This is a genomic window from Paenibacillus vortex V453 (assembly GCF_000193415.1).
Classification (GTDB): domain Bacteria; phylum Bacillota; class Bacilli; order Paenibacillales; family Paenibacillaceae; genus Paenibacillus_AQ; species Paenibacillus_AQ glucanolyticus.
The window spans coordinates 50,906-71,785 of record NZ_ADHJ01000053.1 but is presented as its reverse complement, the minus strand read 5'-3'; the positions used below and the strand labels follow the sequence as shown (position 1 = coordinate 71,785).

19 protein-coding genes and 2 pseudogenes are annotated in these 20,880 nt (G+C 49.2%); 19 read left to right on the top strand and 2 right to left on the bottom strand.

From position 1 onward, the window contains the following. Positions 1-104: 104 nt before the first annotated feature. The 7 genes and pseudogenes from PVOR_RS27070 (at position 105) to PVOR_RS27040 (ending at position 7,673) form a co-directional block, all read left to right on the top strand. Complete coding sequence (locus PVOR_RS27070) at positions 105-899, top strand: sulfite exporter TauE/SafE family protein (protein ID WP_006212751.1); 795 nt, start codon at positions 105-107, stop codon at positions 897-899. Positions 900-948: 49 nt separating this feature from the next. Beyond that, positions 949-1,809, top strand: a pseudogene (locus PVOR_RS27065) (aldo/keto reductase); the annotation flags it as partial. 332 nt (positions 1,810-2,141) lie between these two features. After that, positions 2,142-3,011, top strand: a complete 870-nt coding sequence (locus PVOR_RS27060) for an ABC transporter ATP-binding protein (protein WP_006212749.1) — start codon at positions 2,142-2,144, stop codon at positions 3,009-3,011. Next, positions 3,004-5,208 (top strand): ABC transporter permease, encoded by a 2,205-nt coding sequence (locus PVOR_RS27055; protein WP_006212748.1) that lies wholly within the window; start codon positions 3,004-3,006, stop codon positions 5,206-5,208. The genes PVOR_RS27060 and PVOR_RS27055 overlap by 8 nt, the downstream gene beginning before the upstream one ends. 102 nt (positions 5,209-5,310) lie before the next feature. Continuing rightward, positions 5,311-6,000, top strand: a complete 690-nt coding sequence (locus PVOR_RS27050; protein WP_006212747.1) for an RNA polymerase sigma factor — start codon at positions 5,311-5,313, stop codon at positions 5,998-6,000. Further along, positions 5,981-6,823 (top strand): hypothetical protein, encoded by an 843-nt coding sequence (locus PVOR_RS27045; RefSeq protein WP_006212746.1) that lies wholly within the window; start codon positions 5,981-5,983, stop codon positions 6,821-6,823. The genes PVOR_RS27050 and PVOR_RS27045 overlap by 20 nt, the downstream gene beginning before the upstream one ends. Next, positions 6,816-7,673, top strand: a complete 858-nt coding sequence (locus PVOR_RS27040) for an ABC transporter ATP-binding protein (RefSeq protein ID WP_006212745.1) — start codon at positions 6,816-6,818, stop codon at positions 7,671-7,673. Before PVOR_RS27045 ends, PVOR_RS27040 begins: the two co-directional genes overlap by 8 nt. Positions 7,674-7,789: 116 nt before the next feature. On the opposite strand, the pseudogene PVOR_RS32410 reads toward PVOR_RS27040, so the two are convergent. Further along, positions 7,790-7,888: pseudogene (locus PVOR_RS32410) on the bottom strand (DUF3949 domain-containing protein); the annotation flags it as partial. Positions 7,889-8,120: 232 nt separating this feature from the next. Here PVOR_RS32410 and PVOR_RS27035 point away from each other — a divergent pair. The 12 genes from PVOR_RS27035 (at position 8,121) to PVOR_RS26985 (ending at position 19,925) form a co-directional block, all read left to right on the top strand. Then, positions 8,121-8,933 (top strand): SDR family NAD(P)-dependent oxidoreductase, encoded by an 813-nt coding sequence (locus PVOR_RS27035; protein ID WP_006212744.1) that lies wholly within the window; start codon positions 8,121-8,123, stop codon positions 8,931-8,933. 166 nt (positions 8,934-9,099) lie between these two features. Continuing rightward, on the top strand, positions 9,100-10,392 hold the full coding sequence (locus PVOR_RS27030) for a homocysteine synthase (RefSeq protein ID WP_006212743.1): 1,293 nt from the start codon (positions 9,100-9,102) through the stop codon (positions 10,390-10,392). A gap of 298 nt (positions 10,393-10,690) precedes the next feature. Next, positions 10,691-11,401 (top strand): response regulator transcription factor, encoded by a 711-nt coding sequence (locus tag PVOR_RS27025; RefSeq protein WP_006212742.1) that lies wholly within the window; start codon positions 10,691-10,693, stop codon positions 11,399-11,401. 150 nt (positions 11,402-11,551) lie between these two features. After that, the gene (locus tag PVOR_RS33190) at positions 11,552-11,665 is read left to right on the top strand and encodes a lariocidin family lasso peptide (RefSeq protein ID WP_006212741.1); all 114 of its coding nucleotides are present in this window, start codon (positions 11,552-11,554) and stop codon (positions 11,663-11,665) included. Between the two features lie 73 nt (positions 11,666-11,738). Then, positions 11,739-12,005: a PqqD family protein gene (locus PVOR_RS27020; protein WP_006212740.1), complete on the top strand. Its 267-nt coding sequence runs from the start codon at positions 11,739-11,741 to the stop codon at positions 12,003-12,005. Beyond that, entirely contained in the window at positions 12,002-12,469 is a 468-nt protein-coding gene (locus PVOR_RS27015) for a lasso peptide biosynthesis B2 protein (RefSeq protein WP_006212739.1), read from the top strand. The genes PVOR_RS27020 and PVOR_RS27015 overlap by 4 nt, the downstream gene beginning before the upstream one ends. Then, on the top strand, positions 12,466-14,490 hold the full coding sequence (locus PVOR_RS27010; protein ID WP_006212738.1) for an asparagine synthase-related protein: 2,025 nt from the start codon (positions 12,466-12,468) through the stop codon (positions 14,488-14,490). The genes PVOR_RS27015 and PVOR_RS27010 overlap by 4 nt, the downstream gene beginning before the upstream one ends. Before the next feature lies 1 nt (position 14,491). Beyond that, positions 14,492-15,118, top strand: a complete 627-nt coding sequence (locus tag PVOR_RS27005; RefSeq protein WP_040681057.1) for an ABC transporter ATP-binding protein — start codon at positions 14,492-14,494, stop codon at positions 15,116-15,118. Next, a complete protein-coding gene (locus tag PVOR_RS29400) occupies positions 15,036-16,487 on the top strand; it encodes an ABC transporter ATP-binding protein (RefSeq protein WP_083811737.1) in 1,452 nt (483 codons plus the stop codon). The genes PVOR_RS27005 and PVOR_RS29400 overlap by 83 nt, the downstream gene beginning before the upstream one ends. Then, complete coding sequence (locus PVOR_RS26995) at positions 16,462-18,264, top strand: ABC transporter ATP-binding protein (RefSeq protein WP_006212737.1); 1,803 nt, start codon at positions 16,462-16,464, stop codon at positions 18,262-18,264. The genes PVOR_RS29400 and PVOR_RS26995 overlap by 26 nt, the downstream gene beginning before the upstream one ends. A 22-nt stretch (positions 18,265-18,286) precedes the next feature. Then, positions 18,287-19,453: a clostripain-related cysteine peptidase gene (locus PVOR_RS26990; protein ID WP_160164039.1), complete on the top strand. Its 1,167-nt coding sequence runs from the start codon at positions 18,287-18,289 to the stop codon at positions 19,451-19,453. 7 nt (positions 19,454-19,460) lie between these two features. Continuing rightward, positions 19,461-19,925 carry a GNAT family N-acetyltransferase gene (locus PVOR_RS26985; RefSeq protein ID WP_006212735.1) on the top strand — a complete coding sequence of 155 codons (465 nt, stop codon included), beginning with the start codon at positions 19,461-19,463 and terminating at the stop codon, positions 19,923-19,925. A 115-nt stretch (positions 19,926-20,040) separates the two neighbouring features. On the opposite strand, the gene PVOR_RS26980 is transcribed toward PVOR_RS26985, so the two are convergent. Continuing rightward, positions 20,041-20,655 carry a nucleotidyltransferase domain-containing protein gene (locus PVOR_RS26980; RefSeq protein WP_006212734.1) on the bottom strand — a complete coding sequence of 205 codons (615 nt, stop codon included), beginning with the start codon at positions 20,653-20,655 and terminating at the stop codon, positions 20,041-20,043. Between the last annotated feature and the right edge of the window lie 225 nt (positions 20,656-20,880).

The following is a 20,880-nucleotide window of genomic DNA, read 5'->3' as shown; positions in this document are numbered from 1 at the left end:
ATTTCCGATATAAATACTTGGGTTTTATTATAAATCAACAACGAGGTACATTCAATAGCAATGTGCCCGTAAAACGATATCAAATGAAACGGAGATCGATCACCTTGATAGTGCAGCTTGTAGTCATGATCTTTATAGGTATCATTGGTTCCTTTTTCTCTGGGCTGCTGGGTATTGGCGGGGCTATCATTAATTTCCCATTGCTGCTGTATGTTCCCTCCTGGTTTGGATTGGAGGCTTTCACTTCCAAGGAAGTGGCATCCATTAGCATGCTTCAGGTATTTTTCGCCTCATTGTCAGGCATGATAACCAACCGGATGAGTTCGCGCGGAAGTGAGTCATACGTTCACAAGCCATTGGTTATTCAGATGGGGGCCAGCACGCTGGTAGGCAGTCTGATCGGGAGCCTGTCATCGATGCTGATGACCAGCGGAACGATCAACGTCGTTTACGGTTTCCTGGCGGTTATCGCTGTGTTATTAATGATTGTGCCGACACGGGCGTCCATGGAACAGAGGTCGGTGAGCGAGGTTACCTATCATTCAGGGATTGCAATGGGAGCCGCGTTCATAGTCGGAGGCATTGCCGGGATCGTTGGTGCCGGAGGCGCCTTTATCCTCATCCCCATTATGCTCACGGTTCTAAAAATACCGACTCGGATCACCATTGCATCCTCACTTGCTATCGTATTTCTGTCTGCGGTCGGCGGTGTTATTGGCAAAATCGTTTCAGGCGGCATTCCGTTCTGGCCTTCCCTGTTTGCCGTTGTGGGGAGCCTGCTGGGTGCGCCTATCGGCGCCATGATCAGCCGCAGGCTGAATGTTCGTCTGCTGCGATATGCCTTGGCGATTCTCATTGCGGTAACGGCGTTCAAGATCTGGATCGATATTTTAGGGTAAGTAAAGGGGTAGAACCTTATTCATCATAAATAAGAGGAGGATATCGAACATGAGAACCAATCAGCTGGGATCTTCAGAATTGTATGTAAGCGAAATTGGGCTGGGCTGCATGTCATTGGGAACGGATGAAGGACAAGCGGTGAAGCTGATTCATGAAGCGCTTGATCAGGGCGTGAATTTCTTGGACACGGCGGATTTGTACGATAAGGGTCGTAATGAAGAACTGGTCGGCAAAGCCGTTCAAGGCCGGAGAGAGGATGTCATTATCGCTACCAAAGTAGGCAACCGGCGTGTTGAAGGTCAGGATGGCTGGGTATGGGACCCCTCCAAAGATTACATAAAATCCGCCGTCAAGGACAGTCTTCGCAGGCTGGGTACGGATTATATCGATCTGTATCAGCTCCATGGAGGAACGCTGGATGATCCGGTGGAAGAGACGATCGAAGCTTTTGAAGAGCTGAAGCGGGAAGGATGGATTCGCTATTACGGGATTTCGTCCATCCGTCCGAATGTCATCCGTGAATATGTGAGTAAATCCAATATCGTCAGTGTCATGAGCCAATACAGCATCCTGGACCGGAGACCGGAGGAGGAGGTGCTCGATTTGCTGGCGGAGAATGGGATTTCCGCCATTGCGCGGGGTCCCGTTGCCCGGGGGATCTTGTCGGATCGGGGCCAATCCAAGGCAGAGAAGGGTTACCTGGACTACAGCAAAAATGAGCTGCTGGACATTCTGAAGAGACTTGAAGAGTATGGAAATGGCGCGGATCTGACTCATACGGCCATTCGCTATGCGTTAAGCCATGCCGCCGTTGCCTGCACGATTCCCGGCGCAAGCTCGCTTGAACAGCTGCTGCATAATATTGCTGCAGGTACTGTGGAGAAGCTGTCGCCGCAAGATATCCAGACGATTCAGGCTATAACCCGCGCGAACCAGTATGAAGCGCACCGGTAACGCAAACAGCACATGAATGATCGATCCTGTTAATCATTTGGGACGTGAAATATTTACGCCTTGAAGGAATGCGGATGAACATTGCCGCTGCATGTTATACTAATAAGATCAGAACCCATTAGATTATGCCCGCAATCCGTTTTTAGGATCACGGGCTTTTTTGCACCTTATAAATAAATTGGCTTTAGAACGGTGAAAATTCAAACTTTTTGAGAAGGCGGTTCGTTCCAATTAACGTAAACCGCGCGGGCTTATCCCATAATCGTAAATGGTGAAAGGATTCTAGAATGATTACCATTGAACATCTATCCAAAACCTATCGCAAGGGCGCATGGGCGCTCTTGGATGTTTCTCTACAATTTGATAAAGGCATGACCGGTCTGCTGGGACCCAATGGCGCTGGCAAAACAACGCTGATGCGTATCCTGTCGACCTTATTGTCTCCAACCTCCGGGCAGGTAAGAATGAACGGGATATCGCTTGGACGGCCTGAGGAGATTCGGCAGATGATCGGTTATTTGCCGCAGCACTTTCATATTTACCCGCAGCTGACTGGCAGGGATTATCTGGATTATGTTGCCGCTATGAAGGGGATTACCGATCGAAACGCAAGGCTGAAGGAAATCTCCAGGCTGCTTGAGATGGTGAATCTCCAAGAGAAGGCCGACAAGAAAGTGCGCACATACTCCGGAGGAATGAAGCAGCGGCTGGGCATTGCCCAAGCGCTATTAGGATCCCCGGACGTTCTGATCGTTGACGAGCCGACATCCGGGCTTGATCCTCAGGAGCGTGTCCGGTTTCGTAACGTGCTGACTCGGTTTAGCATCAACCGGACCGTGCTGCTGTCAACCCATATCGTAGCCGACATCGAGAGCAACTGCCGGCGCATCGCCGTTATGAACAAGGGGAGGCTGGTCATGACAGGGAGCCTGGCTGAACTACAGGCCTGCGGTCAAGGGCAAGTATGGGAAGCCGTGATGAGCCCGGACGAATTTGCCTTGATTGATCCCATGTCCGTTGTGTCCACCCGAACGGTTCCGGAAGGCATCTTGTGCCGCTTTATCAGTCCAACTGCGCCGGTTGAAGGCGCGTTTGCGGCTGATCCTTCTTTAGAAGACGGTTATCTGGCCTTGCTGCGGAGGGATCGCCATGCATAAATGGTGGAGGCACAGCCTCCTGGAACTTCGGCTCCTGTTTGGCAATCCTCTGTTTGCCTCAATGCCAATCATCTATGCCGTTTTGTTTATCGTCATGATGCTGCAAGCGGCCAGCGGCAACGGGGCAGATCATAATCTGTACACGGCTGCGTATTCCTTCCATATGCTGGGCCATACGATGACGCTGGGCCCGGCTATGCTGATCGGCATTTTGTCCATCCGCAGAGACATCAGCCGCCGATCCTTCGAATGGAATCACAGCTTGCCAGTACCCTTCTTTACATTGTTGTCATCGAAATACGTGGTGAGCCTGCTGTACTTTTCCCTGTTCACGCTGTCCACGTCGGTTATATTCTACATCCTGTCGGTTAGCAAAGGCATTGCCAGTGAAATTGCGATCATGCACACGATGCAAATTGCCGTGCAGTATGAAGTTTCCTATATGGTAACTCTGGCGCTCGCGATGCTTCTCGGAGCGAGCATTCCGAATCGGATTGTTTATTTGATCGGTTTCTGTGCATGGATGTTCGGAACTTTTTTCATGGAGATTTATATCATCAGCGAACTGAAATGGCTTCCGGCTCAAGTGTTCCATCTCAATCAATTTTTTCTGCAGTCCAACCGGTATGAGTATGAGAATTGGGGCTACGGCTTGTTAACCGAGGATATACAGCTGGCCCGGTGGTTCGTGCTGGCTTTCACCCTCATGCTGCTTACCGTGTGTTTGTTCTTGTTAAACCGCAGGCGTCCAACGATGCTCTTGAGGGCAGGCTGGGTTGCCGTGCTCGGCGCTTTTGTGTTAACAGCGATTGCCGCGGTACCTTACAGTACGATCTGGTCGGAACGATATGCCCAAATTGATAACAGGCTGGAGGACCCTTCGGTTTCCTATGTTAATGATACGGAAATCGGATCGATTTACAGGGTTTCCTCCTACGATATCAAACTGAAACGACTGCCGAATGATGAACTTCTGGTTACGGCGAGGCTGAATATACCACTCTCTGATGAAGTATCGGGTAAGAAGCAGCTTCCGCTGACCCTGAACCGGATGTTCAAGCTGGACCGTGTCCAGCTCCAGGGAGTGGACGCTCCATATCGCAGACAAGGAGAGCGGATTTCGGTAAGTATGGCGGGCGTTGCGAATGGAAACGACATTCAAGCAGAGCTGACATACAGAGGTCATGTTATGGATTTTATGCCCGGATACTCCAGCGAAGAATTTGCCGCCTATAGTGTGGGACCCGAAGTTAAGCTGGAGGGACATATGGCCTGGTACCCGCTGCCCGGGCATCAGAATGTGTACTTGAAGAATCCGGAGGAAAACAATCGGCCAACCGAAATGTATCTTGGCGGGGAATACGGCGTCATGCGTTATTCTTTCGGCGATATGCGGCTGGAGGTGGAAGGCTACCCGGTTCCCTTGTATACGGGGATGAAGGAGCTGGAACGAAGGCCGGGCTATCAGCGGTTTGAGGTCCAGGGGACCGAACAGAATGTTTCCCTGTACGGAGGCAAGTTCTGGAGGGAGATTCGCTTGAATCAATTTCCGATCATGGTTGTGACAACCCCGTATCTGGAGAAAACATCAAAACTGATGCTGCGTGATCTGAAGAAAAAACACGACTATTTTGCCAAATGGGTACCCGAGTTTAAAGGCAGCGTGGACAAGATTTTGTATCTGGGTCAAGGATTTAGATATCCTCGGGTAGACCATTCGTTGATTCTCTCCTCTCACCAATACACGTATAACATCAGCAATCTGTCAGGCGAGTGGATGAATTCCATTCTGTTTGGCAACCAGGGTGCCATTTATAATTATTATGAACATCCAGAGAGAGATGTGCGCGGAAAGATCAGCAGTCTGTTCTGGTACGTGTATTACATTGAAGAGAAAGGGCTCAGCGATAAGGAATTAAGATCGGCGTATCTCAATTTGCGTTCGGTACAGCAGCTGCTGTTCAAAAACGGGGACGGCAGCGACCCTCAGAACAAAATCGGCATCAGCATGGCCAAGCAAGTCAGAAGGGCATTGGAAGAGGGCAGAGGGCACCAGGTCAAAGAACTGCTGGTGCATTTTTACCAACAAGGGGTGCGGCTGCCCGATACCGAGCGGAACAAATTCCTGGACCCGGAGAAACCGATCACATACCAGGAGTGGCAGCAAAAGTGGAATGCCATGATGAATGTCAAATAATGACGACTATGCACATGCACACGGTCGGTTATAATTGAGAAATAGATAAAATGGGAAGATTAGAAATGCATATAGAAATGCATATAGAAAGGGGGGGAAGGCATGATTTCTGATCAGCAGCTGACCGAACGCATGGCGGCCGGCGACCAGGAAGCATTCGAAATGTTGGTGACTAGGTACCATGGACCTCTGTTCAGTTATACAACCCAGCGGCTTGTTGACAGGCAGAAGGCTCAAGATATCGTACAGGAAACCTTTATCCGGCTCATACGGCATCTGAACCAGCACGGGACACTGGAACATGTTCGCTCCTGGTTATACCGCGTCGCCCTGAATATGTGCAAGGATTACTGGAAGAGCGCATCGTACAGGTCTGAGGGGCTTGCAGGCGAGGAGATGCCTGATGCATACGATCCTGCACCCGGTGCCGAGGAGCTTGTGGAGAGGCAGGAAACGTCACTGGAGATAGCCGCATCGCTGGAGAGCCTGCCCGATATACAACAGGAAGTCATATCCCTTCGATTCTTTCATGATCTGAAGCTGCAGGAAATCGCAGACCTGGTTGACCTCCCCTTAAGTACGGTAAAAACACATCTATATAACGGTTTAAGAAAGTTAAAGAAAACGTTGTCCATGGAGCATTCCGATTTGGTACCCGTGAATCCGCGCCAGCGGACACGGGAGAAAAGTCCTCAAGAACAGGTCAGGAGCCGCTCCAAATCGGAAGAGTCAGATTCGCAGTGCAAAGTAAAAGAAAGTGAGGTGTATCTCCATGGATCATCCATTCGATAACGAATTGAGAAGACTTGAAGACGAGCTGCGGGGTCCCCTTAGACGAGCTGCCCTTCCATCGCCGTCACCGGATGAGACGGCCCAACTCATTGCGTCCCTTCAGGGAGAGTTCAATCAGCTCAAGATTGAGCCCGAGTCCCCCAAGCTGGATTTTAATCCACAGGTGGACCCGCCCTCATTGAAACAGATCCTACGGAGCCAGATTCGTTTGAATCAAAGATCCATCCTGCTCACAGCCGGGGCGGTATTCTGCATGCTCGTCCTGCTGATTGACCCGGAATACCCGTTGGATCAGTTTGCCGGATTGCCTGGCGGCATTTTTCCATTAATCACGCCCCTGCTGTTGATCGTATCCATGCTGTTCAGCAGCCGAACCTGGGATAAAGGGATGAGAGCTGTAGAGACGCTAACCCCATACCCGCCGGCACTTGTTCTGTATACCCGGCTGCTGCTTGTGACCGGCATTGTCATCGGAATGGCGCTGCTGAGCACGCTTGCCCTCGGGCTTCGATCCATCCAGGCGGAGACCTCTCACTTTTTATTCGGACCCTTTATTCTGGAGTGGATGGGGATTCTATTGGTGACGGGTGGTGCTGCGATGTATATGCTCTTTCGCAAAGGGATGGTGGTATCGCTGATCTCTGCCGTATTGGTCTACGGCATGTGGATTGTCATCCAGGGCCAGATTATCGATCACGGGGTATCGATGGGCGGTAAAATGCTGACGGATATGACCCTGCTTGTTATCGGATTGATCCTGCTTGTCTCCTCCTACGGCCGCAGTCTGAAATTGAACGGAGCCTGGAGAACCGCTAATGATTAGGGTAGAAGGACTGGAACGACAGGCCGGAACGTATCGGCTTGAAATCGAGAAAGCGGAGATTCATTCCGGCTTGAACCTGATTGTCGGAGCGAACGGCGCGGGAAAAACAACGCTGATCGAGCTGTTGGCCACGCTGCAAGCTCCCGACGCAGGTGAAATTCTGTATAGCGGGCGCAAGGCAGGAGACCATCTTCCGCTCATCCGGAGCCAAATTGGTTATGTTCCGGCTGATATCGAGCTATACGGGGATATGAAGGTCGGCAAGCTGCTGACCTATATGGCGGAATTGAAAGGCATCTATAACCCGGAAGCCATCGACCGGCTGATGCTGGACTTTAGGCTGGAGCCTGTTCGCAAGAGTAAGGTCAAGAATCTATCGCAAGGAGTACAGCGGCGGATTGCCGTCGTACAGGCGCTTATTGCTTCGCCGTCCTTTCTGTTCCTGGATGAACCCCTGAACGGCATGGATGCAGAGGAGCGCAAATTCCTTATCACCTATCTTACTAAATATGCGCGCGGCCGAATGGTCATCGTTGCTGCCCACGAGTTGAATGAATGGGAAGAGGCAGCAGATACGGTGATTTGGGTTCATCGCGGGCGCATTCGATATATTGGTTCCCCGAGCCAATGGAAGCTGAATGTTGCCTCCAGCGTCTGGGAGGGCGAGGTTGATCTTGAGGCCTTCGAACGGATCCCGCAGGAACTGTTAATTCACTTTCAAATGACGGAAACTAACATGAGAGTCAGGCTGATGGGGAAAAAGCAGCCGGGTGCTGAGTTTATGGAGAAGGCACCGACGCTGGAGGACACTTTTTTCCTACATATGAACGCTTTAGCCAGACGCGGCTGACTGCAGCTCGGATCTTGGAGAATCATCGCCCAAAAAGGGCGATGATTTTTTTGCGTTTCATCCATCAGCGACAATTCATTTGGACGCTTTATGGTCCCGGTGCCTTCAGTATAGTGTCATGAGGCAACCATGCAGGAAGGCCAAAGCCATCCTTGCGTACTGTAATGCAGCTGTGCTTCCTGAAAGGACATGTTGGTGTTATACGCTTCTTGATCGACCCCTTGACTTCGGGGAGCAACTCTTCAATGCGTGCAAATAGCACTACTGTACGGGAATCATGATCAACTATTCAGGGAATCGAATGGCTCTTCATTCGGATTTTATCTCGGAAAAGCAATCATCCCTCTCAGAACAGGGTAAGGAAGGTTAGGCATGATGAGCATCATTGTTTAATCCACGGCAAGCCACCGTGGCATGAGAGGATGAAATCTGAAGGGAGAGAACGTGATGGGAACCGTAGGTAATCAAGGCTTGGAGAAGGTGGCGTTAGTTACAGGAGCAGGTGCAGGAATCGGAAGAGGGATTGCCAAGGTACTGGCTGAGAAAGGTTACCGGCTGGCGATGACATACAATTCAAGCAAAGACGGCATCTTGGACGTAGCAGAGGATATCGGCCACATCTATGGCAAGGAGCCGCTCATTATTCAAAGCGACCTCACCGTCCGCAGTGAAGCGGAGAACACGATCCGCAAGACGGTTGAAGAGTTTGGCCGGATTGATCTGCTGGTGAACAATGCGGGGATCGGCATTTATGACGAGCTGACGGAGCTTGAGGAGGATGCGCTGGACATGACCGTTCATCTTGATTTCAGAGCGCCGATGCTGCTCAGCAAATATGCTGTCAGGGAAATGATGGCACAGGAGATCCCGGGGAATGTTATTTTCATTACCTCTTCCCGCGGGGAGAGGGCCTACCCCAAGGACAGCATCTACGGCGGCATGAAGGCAGCGCTCATACGTGCGGCGCAATCGCTGGCGCTGGAGTGGGCGCCGCACGGCATCCGCGTCAACTGCGTCGCTCCGGGCGCGACTGTCCATAAGCCGGGACAGTCGGCAGAGGATGAGCCGCTGGGTAATAAAATCCCTCTGGGACGGTTAGGTACGCCATCGGATATCGGTGAAGCAATCGCTTGGCTGTGTTCGGATGCGGCATCCTATATTACCGGGATTAATCTCCGTATCGACGGCGGTCTGATTCTGCCCGGCATGCCGGAAGATACGTCTCCCGAGGCAGGATACGGATGGGGCAAGGTCTTATAAGAAAGAGAAGGAATGATGGAAGCCCACATAGGTGATCGAAATAATTTATTATATTCCGATGAAATTAGTTGGTTATCGCTCTTTTCAAACGATGGAAAGTATGAGAGAATGGGAGCAATTATGAATTCATAATACTTTCCATATGAAGAAAAGGGAGGAAACACCCATGTCAGAAGAACGCCAATTTTCCATTGAAACCTTAGCGGTTCATGCCGGTCAGGAGCTTGATCCGACCACCTTATCACGTGCTGTGCCTCTGTATCAGACGACTTCCTACGGGTTTAAAGACAGTGAGCATGCGGCTAATCTGTTCGCACTAAAAGAATTCGGCAATATTTACACACGTATTATGAACCCGACCACGGACGTGTTTGAGAAGCGGATTGCGGCGCTTGAAGGCGGTGCCGGTGCACTGGCGACATCTTCCGGGCAGGCAGCGATTACGTTCTCTGTTCTGAACATAGCGGGTGCCGGTGATGAAATTGTTTCCTCCTCCAGTTTGTATGGCGGCACATATAATTTATTTTCCAATACGCTGGCGAAGCTGGGCATCAAGGTGCACTTTGTGGATTCCACGGATCCGGAGAATTTCCGTAAGGCCATCAATGGCAAGACCAAGGCATTGTTTGCAGAAACGATTGGCAATCCGCAAGGAAACGTGCTGGACGTGGAAGCCGTGGCTGCCATTGCGCACGAGAACGGTATTCCGCTGATTGTGGATAATACCTTCCCAAGCCCGTACTTGCTGCGTCCGATTGAATTTGGAGCGGATATCGTTGTTCATTCGGCCACCAAATTTATTGGCGGTCACGGTACTTCCATCGGCGGGGTTATTGTTGATAGCGGTAAATTCGATTGGACGGCAAACGACAAGTTCCCTGGGCTTACGGAGCCGGACCCAAGCTATCATGGCGTTGTGTATACGGAGGCCGTAGGCCCGATCGCTTATATTATTAAAGCGCGTGTCCAGCTGCTGCGGGATATCGGCGCATCCCTCTCCCCATTTAATTCCTGGCTGCTGCTGCAAGGTTTGGAAACACTGCATCTTCGCGTTGAGCGGCATAGCAAGAATGCGCTGAAGGTTGCCAAGTATTTGGAGAGTCACGAGGCGGTGGAATGGGTGAGCTATGCAGGGCTGCCGAGTCATCCGTCATACGAGCTGGCGCAGAAGTACCTGCCAAAGGGCCAAGGCGCCATTCTGACCTTCGGTATCAAGGGTGGAGCTGAAGCAGGGCAGAAGGTGATCGAGAATGTGAAGCTGTTCTCCCACCTTGCCAACGTTGGCGACTCCAAGTCTCTTATTATTCATCCGGCCAGCACCACGCACCAACAGCTGACCGAAGACGAGCAGCTGACAGCGGGCGTGAATCCGGAACTGCTGCGTCTGTCCATCGGAACCGAATCCATTGACGATATTCTTTATGATCTGGAGCAAGCCATTGCGGCAAGCCAGAAGTAGAGGTTGTTAATACCACCTTATAATAGAATCAAAGGCACTTTCCTTTTTGAAGGAAGGTGCCTTTTTGTTGTTTTTATCTCTAGAATGACCTGCCGGATAGGGAGAAAAGTCAGGAGAGTCAATGCCGATGGGGGAGACGGTCAGAGCGCCGATTGTCCGGAATGGATTGATGACATGTCATATTGATGTTATGATGAAATGAGAATTACAAATATATACTTACATGGAAATTATTTTATATATTGAGAGTGTCGCTATCGAATTTCAAAATCATATAAATTAGAAGAGGTGAACCATCATGAAGATACGAACCCTGCTTATCGAAGATGATCCCGAGTGGATCGATGGCATAAAACTTACAATTGAACAATCGAGGGATATTGTACTGATCGGCGTTCTTTCCGGGAATGAGATCGAACTGCAGATGATCAAGTGCTTGGAAGTGGAAGTCATTGTTATAAACATGAATGCTGATAATGATATGGAAGTGCTCAAAGCAATCGATAGCATTATCGATATTAATGATAACATTAAAATAATTGTGCTGTCCTCGGTGGAGGAAGATCGCGTTATCTGGGATGCCTATCTGCACGGAGCTGTGAATTATGTTGTCAAATCGGCTGTTTGCAGTCGTGCAATAACGAAACTCATCAGAGAAGCGCATGCGAATACATTGGGCATTCACCATACATCGGCACAAGCGATCCGAAGGGAATTCCAACGACAGAGAAAAGAACTATGGAGCAAACTTCTTACCCCGCAAGAAAGAAAAATTCTGTGTTACGTCTATCAAGGAAAGACAACGTCTGAAATTCATCGTATTCTGAATATTGAAGAAAAAACGATTGATAACCATGTGACAAGCATCAACCGCAAGCTTCAGGTCAAAAATCGCAGGGAAGCTGCGCAAGTTGCCAACAAAAAAGGACTGCTGTTGTTTGACGAAATCCGATCCCAATTCTATTCCGCTTTCAATATATTAGGTCTTATCCCCCTGAATTTTATTTAGGGGGTTTTTAGCATAATGTCCATGCTCGACCTGGTCAATCCGGTTGGATTCCACGATTAAAACTCACGGATTAGAAATAATAGAATGGTTTGTTATTCTAATAATTGTAAACTTCACTTTATGAATAGATTAGGAAAGGAGGAAAGACTCATGAAACTTCAAGCTGGTCAAATCAAAGAATACGGCACTTTTATGAATCTGACGCTTGCCAAGAAGAACAAGCCAGGTGATGGAAAGAACGGCCTTGGCGTGAAAAAAGGATAAGGCTTGAAAACAATGAGAGAGTGACGTTCACTCTCTCATTGTCTAATTTAAAGCTTGTTGAGGTGAGTTCCTTATGATGATAAGTCAAAAAGAAGAGGTTTATACGACGGTACATGACCAAGAGGTTGTTCTTTTGGATATGAATCAAGGGAAATACTTCGGATTGGAGGGAGCGGCAATGGCGCTATGGAATGAGCTGTCGCAAGGTCCGGTCACGACTTCCGCCATTCTGGAAAAATGGAAGACGATTTATGATCAAGCGGAAGACGAGCTGAATTCTCTATTAACCCAATCCTTGGAGGAGCTGACGGCAAAACGTTTGGTTGTGGTAGACACATGATGAACTTCCGAAGAAAATCAGACGATAAATTATACGCCTTGGTCATTCACTCCCTGATCCGCAGTGCTCTCAAAGACGGCGATTTCTTGCAATCCTATCGACAGCTTGCTGTGCAGTTGTTTCCTTTTTTTGAGAATGCCATTCGCCGCAAGGAAGTGTCCGTCTCCTCGAAGAGGCTTGATGAGCTGGGGCGGTATTTGATTACCCTGGATGAAGAGGACCAAGTCGTAGCGACTTGCGTGTCCGTGGCTGCCACGGCGCAAGCGATATTGTTCTGTTCGGGTATTCAGGCTGAGCTGCACATCGGGGTGAAGAAAATAGATGAGAAATTGTTTGCCCATGCCTGGGTGAAGCTGCCTGACGGCAGCATGATAGACCCGCAAAACAAATATGGGGATCTGCAAATCATTCGAGTGCTGAAATTGAAAGATGAAGCAGAAAGGTGGGCCGCTTCCGTTATATGAAAATATGGATAGCGATGTGTTCTGGAAACGATGCGGCATGGAGTCAGTGGACGAGCAATTTAGCCGAATGGCTCAAAGACACGATGACCACCTATGCATCAGGCTGTGACGGACCGGTGAGGATGGCGGAGTTTCAGTATCGGTATGAGAGGCATGGAAGAAAGACTCGTGAAGAGGGTTTGGGGGCCGCCTGTGTCCTCGATGGATGGCTGAAGCATGCACAGTGCGGTCAGATATGGGGAGACCATATGCCTATGGGCACAAGACATCAGCTGCTGCAGACCTTTAACCAGCATCCGGAAGGAATGATGCAATCCAGCTCGGGGGATTTTACATTATCCGTATGGGACCGGGAACGAGAGACGTTATGCATCGGCAGTGATGTTTATGGATCAAGGCCTATCTATTACTGGATTAGTCCTGAGCAGGAATTGTTTGTCTCAAGCGACCTCAGAGCACTGCTCCATGTTCACCATATCCCGTTTGATATAGACTACGAACGTTGCCTGCTGTACTTAAGCTCCCAATATGCTGTCGGCGAGAATAATTTCGAAGCGAATACGTTCTTTAAGGGAATCTGCAAGATACCCGCGGCAACGATTGCAAGATGGAACAACGGAAGATGGACTTTGAATACATATTGGGGAATGCACAACCTGCTCAACTTGGAAAATATTCAACAGGATGCAGCTCCCATGTTCCGGAATGCCATGATAGAGGCTGTGGGCGATCGTTTGCATCATTCAACATCGATTGTGGAGGTTAGCGGTGGATTGGACTCTGCAGCTGTGCTTGCCGCAGCCATTGCGGGTGGGCATAAGGAGCGGGTTTTAGGCGTGAATATTTCCTTTTCCGGTGAGGATATGGTACAGAGCAATGACATGGATCTTGTGCGGAGATTGTTTCAGGATTTACAGATGCCCTCCATCATCATTCTTGGAGATAACACGTTGAAGATGCCGAATGCCGAATTAGGACGGGATCCTCTGTGGTTTCTGGACGGGCCTGATCCGCGGGCTAACGTGTTAATTAATGAAATGTACACCGCCATTGCCAACGAATTCGGAACGGACGCCGGGTTGACGGGTGAAGGCGGGGATTTTTTATTTACCGGCGAAGAGTATGTGCTCGATTCGTTGATCAGGCAGCGGAAATGGAAGGAGATGCTCCATACGCTGTGGGCCTGGTCTGATCAGAAGCTGGGAAAGGCAATTCAACTGGGAGCCGCTTACGGATTAGCCCCGTTTATTCCGGTTGTTAACGACAGGATGTATTACAAATTGGCTTGGTCAGACTCCGAATATGAAATGCCGGAGTATTTTACGCAAGCCCATATGGCCAGGGAACGCAGCGCTCAACGCGATGATTATATGCGATATAAACAGAGTAAGCCCTTCAAATATTGGGGGAAAAGGTACCACTATGACTACACCTGGCCCAGGGCCAGTTATTTGGACGCGGTTGGGGTATCCATGCAGAGCATGCATCCTTTTTTTGATCGCAGAATGATGGAACTCTCCTTCTCGGTGCCGACAGAGCAGCATTATGATGTGCTTAGAGGCGAAGTGGATAATTATTATGGAACCAAAATGCTGATAAGAAAGGCATTTACAGATATTTTGCCGACCTATTTGCATAATCGGGTCACCAAAACGTCCTATGCGCATATGGCAAGAAAGAGCTTGCTCAATGAACGCAGTAATCTGCTGCAGCTATTTGACCGCTCAGAGGAGGTCCTGCTTCATCAGCTTGAGGTGATTAACAAGCATAAATTTTGGGAGCACCTGCTTGGAACATTGATTCGGGTGTCGGACACGAATAATGATCTGGGAATGTCCTATCAATATTTACGTATGGTCATCTCCATGGAAATTTGGCTCAGGGAAATGAGCAAGGGCAAGGCAGCCGTCCTGGAAAGGGCAAAGCCGCGCAGTCCAAGATGGCTGGCCGATATTGAAATCGTTGGCGAGCTTCAACAGTTTAAAGAAATTAAGAATCATAGCTTCATGACAGGTGTCTGATATGAAAATGTGGCAAGAGCAAGCCAAGGGGCAACATGGGTGGCAGAGCAGGTGGCAAGAGGCCATCTCCCAGATGAGGACGATTCGACTGATAGGGAGCATGATATGGAGATCAGGACCGTTATTGGTCGTGCTTCTTTTTGCAGCCATGTTTGTGCAAGGACTAATCCCTGCACTTCAACTGCTTGCTTCCAAGCAAATCATTGATCATGTTACGGTTGGAAACGGGCGAATCAGCATGATCTGGGCATGGGCGTATGCCATTTCCATGGTATTCATGGTGTTATTGTTGTCTGTGCAGAAATGGATATCCAAAATCCTGGCCGAACGCTCCATGCTCGCCATCAATCTGCTTCTTCTGGACGCTTGGGAGAAGGTCCCGGGTATGAAACTGTACGATCAGAAGAAGTACCGCAACCGTCTGGAGGCGCTGCAGGATTCGGCCAACTGGCTGCCTGCCCAGATCATTGCATTAAGCGCAAGCTTCATGACGGGTCTTGTGTCCCTTATCAGCATTGTTGTTGCTGGTTGGGAATTTGTCCTTGATGTTAGCGATCGTGCTTCTGCTCAGCACAATTCCCCACGCCCTCAAGCAGAATCGGTATGCCGAGATGGATTGGGAATATGATAAATCGTCCACTGAAGATCGCCGCCGTATGAATTACGCTCGCGAACAGCTGCTCGGGCGCCGCGCCGCCAAGGAGATTCGGCTGTTTGGGCTGGGTCCGTTTTTTTTGCAGCTTTATCGTAAGAAGTTTGAACGATTGTTCCTTCGTTTTGAGCACCTGCAAAAAAGGTTTGTCCGCGGCTCGGTCCTGACAGGATTGTTATCCGGGGGAGTGGCCGGACTCGGGTATTTTTGGATCGTGAATCAAATCAGCAGCGGCTCGGTTTCGATGGGGGATATCGCGCTTTACCTGCTAGCCATCTTCCAACTATCGAAGGAACTGCGGGAGACCAGCAACGATGGCGTAAATGCGCTTGAGCTTTGGCGTATGGGGCATGATTTCCGTCTGTTTATCGAGGCGGAACCCGATATCCATCAAGATCCGAATCCGGTGAAAGATGTGTATGGTAGTCCGATGACCATTGAGTTTAACAACGTCGTTTTTAAATATGAACAGGATGCGGAAGCAAATGAAGACGAGGACGAAGATGACACGGACGAAGATGAGCCTGACTTCGATGAAGACATGGACGATAACTCGTATGACGTCTATATGGAGGATGGGGCCGGAGAAGAGTCTGAAGACACTGAACAGGAACGTCCGGACAGGGAATACATATTGAATGGAATCAGCTTCACCATCGCTCCAGGCGAATGCGTGGCGTTAGTGGGGGCCAATGGTTCTGGGAAAACAACCATTGTTAAGCTATTGTGCAGATTCTATGAGTTAACGGGCGGTTTTATCCGGATGAATGGGCGTGATATCCGAACGCTGGATATCGGGGAATTACGCAAACGCATTTCGGTTGTATTCCAGGATTACGGCAAATACGGGTTGACGGTTAGAGAGAATGTAGCGATTGCGAATGTGGATCAGCAGGACTTGAAGAAGATGGATGAAGCTGTGACACTCGCACAAGCCCAATCATTCATTCAGGATTTGCCGAATGCCTATGATACGTTATTAGGACCTGAATGGGGAGGCGAGGATTTGTCGGGCGGTCAATGGCAGCGGCTTGCCATTGCCAGATCGATGTATCGCGATGCGGACTTCATCATCCTGGATGAACCCACAGCTTCCCTTGATGTAAGGGCCGAATACGAGCTATTTAACAGCTTCCGCAAGCTGGCGGAGGGCAAATCCGTGCTGCTCATCTCCCATCGCTTCAGTACGGTGAGGATGGCTTCTCGAATTCTTGTGTTGCAGGATGGGAGAATCATAGAAGAAGGAACTCATAATCAGTTAATGGAACTGGGTGGCGAGTATGCAAAAATGTACAAAATTCAGGCTGAAGCATTTGAACATGCCGGAGCTGAAAAAGACAGCTAGCTACGCTTGGTGGGGAATTAAGCTGATGTACCGCGCTAATCCGCGGCGGGCTATCTTTGTGCTGTCGGTCAGATTAATGGAGTCTACGCTGGGTCCGCTTCTTGTGTGGTTAAGCGCCATGGTCATCGATGGTTTGATACGGGATTACAGCGCCTTTTCCGAACGGGGTCTGTTCTTCTGGATGGTCGTGCTGTTTGTGATTCTTACCATTCTGGTTGAAGTGCTGGAGCCGATCGTGGAGATGAACAAGAAATTACTCACCGTTCAGATTCAGAAGCACATCGATGAACTCCTGATGGAAAAGGCAAATGAGTTCGAGGATATCGCTCCGTTTGATGATCAAAACTTCTATAACAAAATCAAAGTGATACGCCACAACGATTATGTTACGGAGTTATGGCTGGATATGACCTCCAATACATTTGGTGGTCTTGTTCAAATCATTGGTGGAACCATCCTGATATGGACGGTCTTTCCATTAGCCCCTGTCTTGTTTGTAATTATGGCACTTCCCAGAGTTTTTGCAGAGGCCAAGCTGAACAACGTTACGTTTGAGGGCAGGGCCGAGGTTCAGGAATTGAGGCGCCGATCCGAATATTACATGAGCATTCCTCTCAGTCACGAATTGGCAAACGAGGTGAAAATGTATGGTCTCACTTCATTCTTCAAGAAGAAATACAAGGATGCTTCCCATGAACTGATAAAGATGCTGTCCGGTGATCAAAGAAAATGGACGCTCCACAATATGGGCTGGGGAATCGCTGAAGCTGCCGTCAGCGGCATGGTGCTTCTACTTATTGTAAGCCAGGCATCATCCGGAGGAATTGCTGTTGGAGCACTGTTATTATTCATCGGAGCACTGTACCAGCTCAGGGAAGGGATTAACGAGTTATTCGCTGTATTTGCTATCGGGGCGCGCGAGATGGTCAATCTCCGCAATATGGCGGAGTTCTTGTCATTCCAGAGTCCGAAAACATCCGGGAGCTTGCCGGTCCCGGCACGCATTCATCAGGGCTTTGTACTGGAACAGGTAAAATTCTCGTATAAAGGTCAGCGGGAAATTCTAAACATCGATCATTTAATGTTACCCCACGGCAAGGTTACTGTGCTTGTCGGCGACAATGGGGCCGGGAAAAGCACACTGGTTAAATTGCTGCTTCGGATGCTGCACGCAGACAGCGGTTCGATCTATTACAATGGCATGCCCCTGGAAGCTTATGATATGGACGCATTCCGTTCCAACGCAACAGCCGTATTTCAAGACTTTGTCCGCTATGAAGCAACGATGAATACCAACATTGCAGTAGGAGATATGGAGCATTACAAGGATATGGACGCTGTGATGAGGTCAGCCGTGCTTGGCGGAGCTGACGGAATTGCTGCCAAGCTGCCGCAAGGCTACGAGACGGAGCTCGGACGCTTTTTTGGCGGTACTCCGCTGTCCGGTGGCCAATGGCAGCGCGTTGCGATGGCGCGCGCTTATATGAGAGATCAATCCGCGCAAGTCTTAGTATTTGACGAGCCCACCTCGGCTCTGGACCCGTATATGGAGCACGAAGTCATGAGACGATTGAAGCAATTAGGACAGAACAAGACAGTCGTTATTATTTCGCACCGTTTGAGCACGGCAAGATTAGCGGATCATATCGTTCTTCTTCAAGAAGGAAACGTGCTGGAGACCGGAGATCATCTTACTCTGATGAAACGTGGAGGCGTATATGCAGAGTTATACGACATGCAAGCATCCAAATATCAAGAAGCGGGGCATAATCAGTAACCCTTCGGCTATGCTCTCTGCCATGCATACAAGGTTGTTTCCCAAATTAAAGGCCCGTTACACCGTGCTGATCTATATGGTGGGCTCCGATCTGGAAACCAACTATGAGATGGCAAGCGGTGATATCAGGGAGATGATGGAGATTGGCTCTTCCTGGGGTATACATATCGTGCTGGAAACCGGAGGAGCCAAGAAATGGGGACTGGATTTCATTCCCTCGGATCGCAAGTGCCGTTGGCTGGTACAACGCGGTCATTTGCAGCTGCTGCAGGAAACGGGGAACGCGAACATGGATATGGCAGAAACCCTCGGCGATTTTATAACCTGGGGCATTCAGCAGTATCCGGCAGAGAACTATGTTCTGATTTTATGGGGACACGGACTTGGCCCTATTGACGGCTTTGGCGGTGATGAGCATCACGGGAATCATAAAATGAAACTTGTCACTTTGCAAAATGCTTTGCAGCGAGCCTATCAAGTTACGCAGACGACATTCCGAATCATAGGCTTTGATGCCTGCAATATGGCCGGGCTGGAAATCGTATATGCGCTCAGGCATTATGCGGAGTATTTGGTGGCTTCTGTTGATTATACGAATCATAACGGCTGGGATTACAAGACGATTATTGAATCGCTGCGCCAAATGCCTGCGTTGACCGCTCCCAAACTGGGGGAGATTATCGTAAACAGCTATCGGCTCCATTCCAGGGAACATGGCGAGCTGCAGGATTTGCAGCAAGGGGTCATCCGGCTGGATAAGGCAGAGCGGATTGTTCATGCCGTGGAGGCGTGGAGCCAAGTATTGTTGGAGCGTATTGCCAGTGAGGATTCGTTTGATCTCATGAGAAATGACAGAACCCGTTGCGAAGATTACGCGGAGGAAACAGATATGGTGGATCTGGCCGATTTATCCGGTCATTTCGGCCGCAGCTTCGGTTGTATGCAAGAAACCCATACCATTCAGGAAGCGATAGAGGATGCCGTTATCTATCATATGAAGACACCTGAGCATCCGAAGGCCAAAGGGATTTCCATCTATTTTCCCAAGCAGGATCAGGAACGTTTCATTGAAAAGTCAATGATCTATCAGCATCATGACTTCTCCGTCTCCTACAAAAAATTAATTGACCTGTATTCCCTTATCATGATCAAAAAGGATTATAATGGAATCTATCATCATATGAAATGAGGTTGTTATGTTGATCGAATTCGAGCGTTGGGAACGTCTGCAAAAGGATGATTTGCCGCTCTTGGAGCTATGGCTCGAGGATGCGGAAGTGCTGAAGAGAATGGACGGCATGCTCCCTCTGGGAGAGTGGTATGAGAATACGTCACAAAACGATATGTACTTTACATGGCTGGCTTATATAGGCGAACAACCGATTGGAACGGTCATTATAGAACGGGACAACGAATCCGCTTATATCGGGATCATTACCAATCCAACACTCCGCTATCAAGGATACGGCAAGGCATTGATCAGCGAAGTAATGAAACGCCCCGAACTGCAAGCCGTGGCAAAATGGGTGGCCAGCATCGAGGAAGATAATAAGCCGTGTTTGGCTTGTTTCTCAGCTCTGGGTTATGTACAGGAGGAAGAGGAGCCGGATGAGGACGGATTTTTGGATCTTGTGTATGAGCGTGAACGCGAAAGGGACTGAACATGAATCCGATAGCCTGATCAGGCATTTATATGATAGTGGCTGTTCTGCGGGGATTTCGACGATACCGCGGGGCAGTCTTTTTTATGAGACCAGGGGGAATGCTTGGCGGCGGCTAGAACGATGATTGAATGTAATCGATCCAGGGATGTCCCTCTGGAAACTGTGTACGGAGCGCATAGATAAGCCATTCTTTAGCCTGTGGGTCAAGTAAGGGCAGTACCCTGATAAGATCCCTTTCATCTTTTTCACGAATCTTCTTGCTTCCCCCTTTGTATAGGAGCTGTATCTCTGGCCTCAGGTAAGGGATTCCGTGGTCCGTCTTTAAGAATATGTCCGGGAGCGGTCTTCGGATCGAAGGTTCTCTTCCATATATCCAGTTGTCCTGCTCGGCCTCAACCAGCATCATCTGGAATGAAAAAGGGGCTTCATGATTCTTGCTTACCCATACATCCCCAACGGCATGCAGATATTCGCCTTTCTCCCATAGAGATAAGGTTCCTTGATCAGCTTTGTATAGCGTCCATTCTTGGGTTAATTCGGTGTAAATAACGGTTTGCTCTTCACGAAGGATGAAGATATCAATATCGCTGTGCTCCCTGGTCTGCTCTCCTACATATAAATCTAAAGCCCAACCGCCGGCGATGTGCCAACGAGCAGGAATGGCGGCAAAAATCTTTACGGCTTCCGGTACGCTAATCGGCACCCAATAATCATAGTCGGTTCTCATATGCATCTCATCTCTCCTTTACGTAATCATACCGGTTTCGATCCATTCCTCCATTATAATGATTTCATCGTATCCGTAAACCGAAGATAAATTCGCGTTACGTATCCCCTATCCATCCCATCGGCCTGACAGTCTGAAAAAGGAACAGAGGTACCGTTTCCCTTCATCTCGATATTTTTTATCCATCGTTCATGCGGTGCACTGTATATTTCCAATTGTTTCATA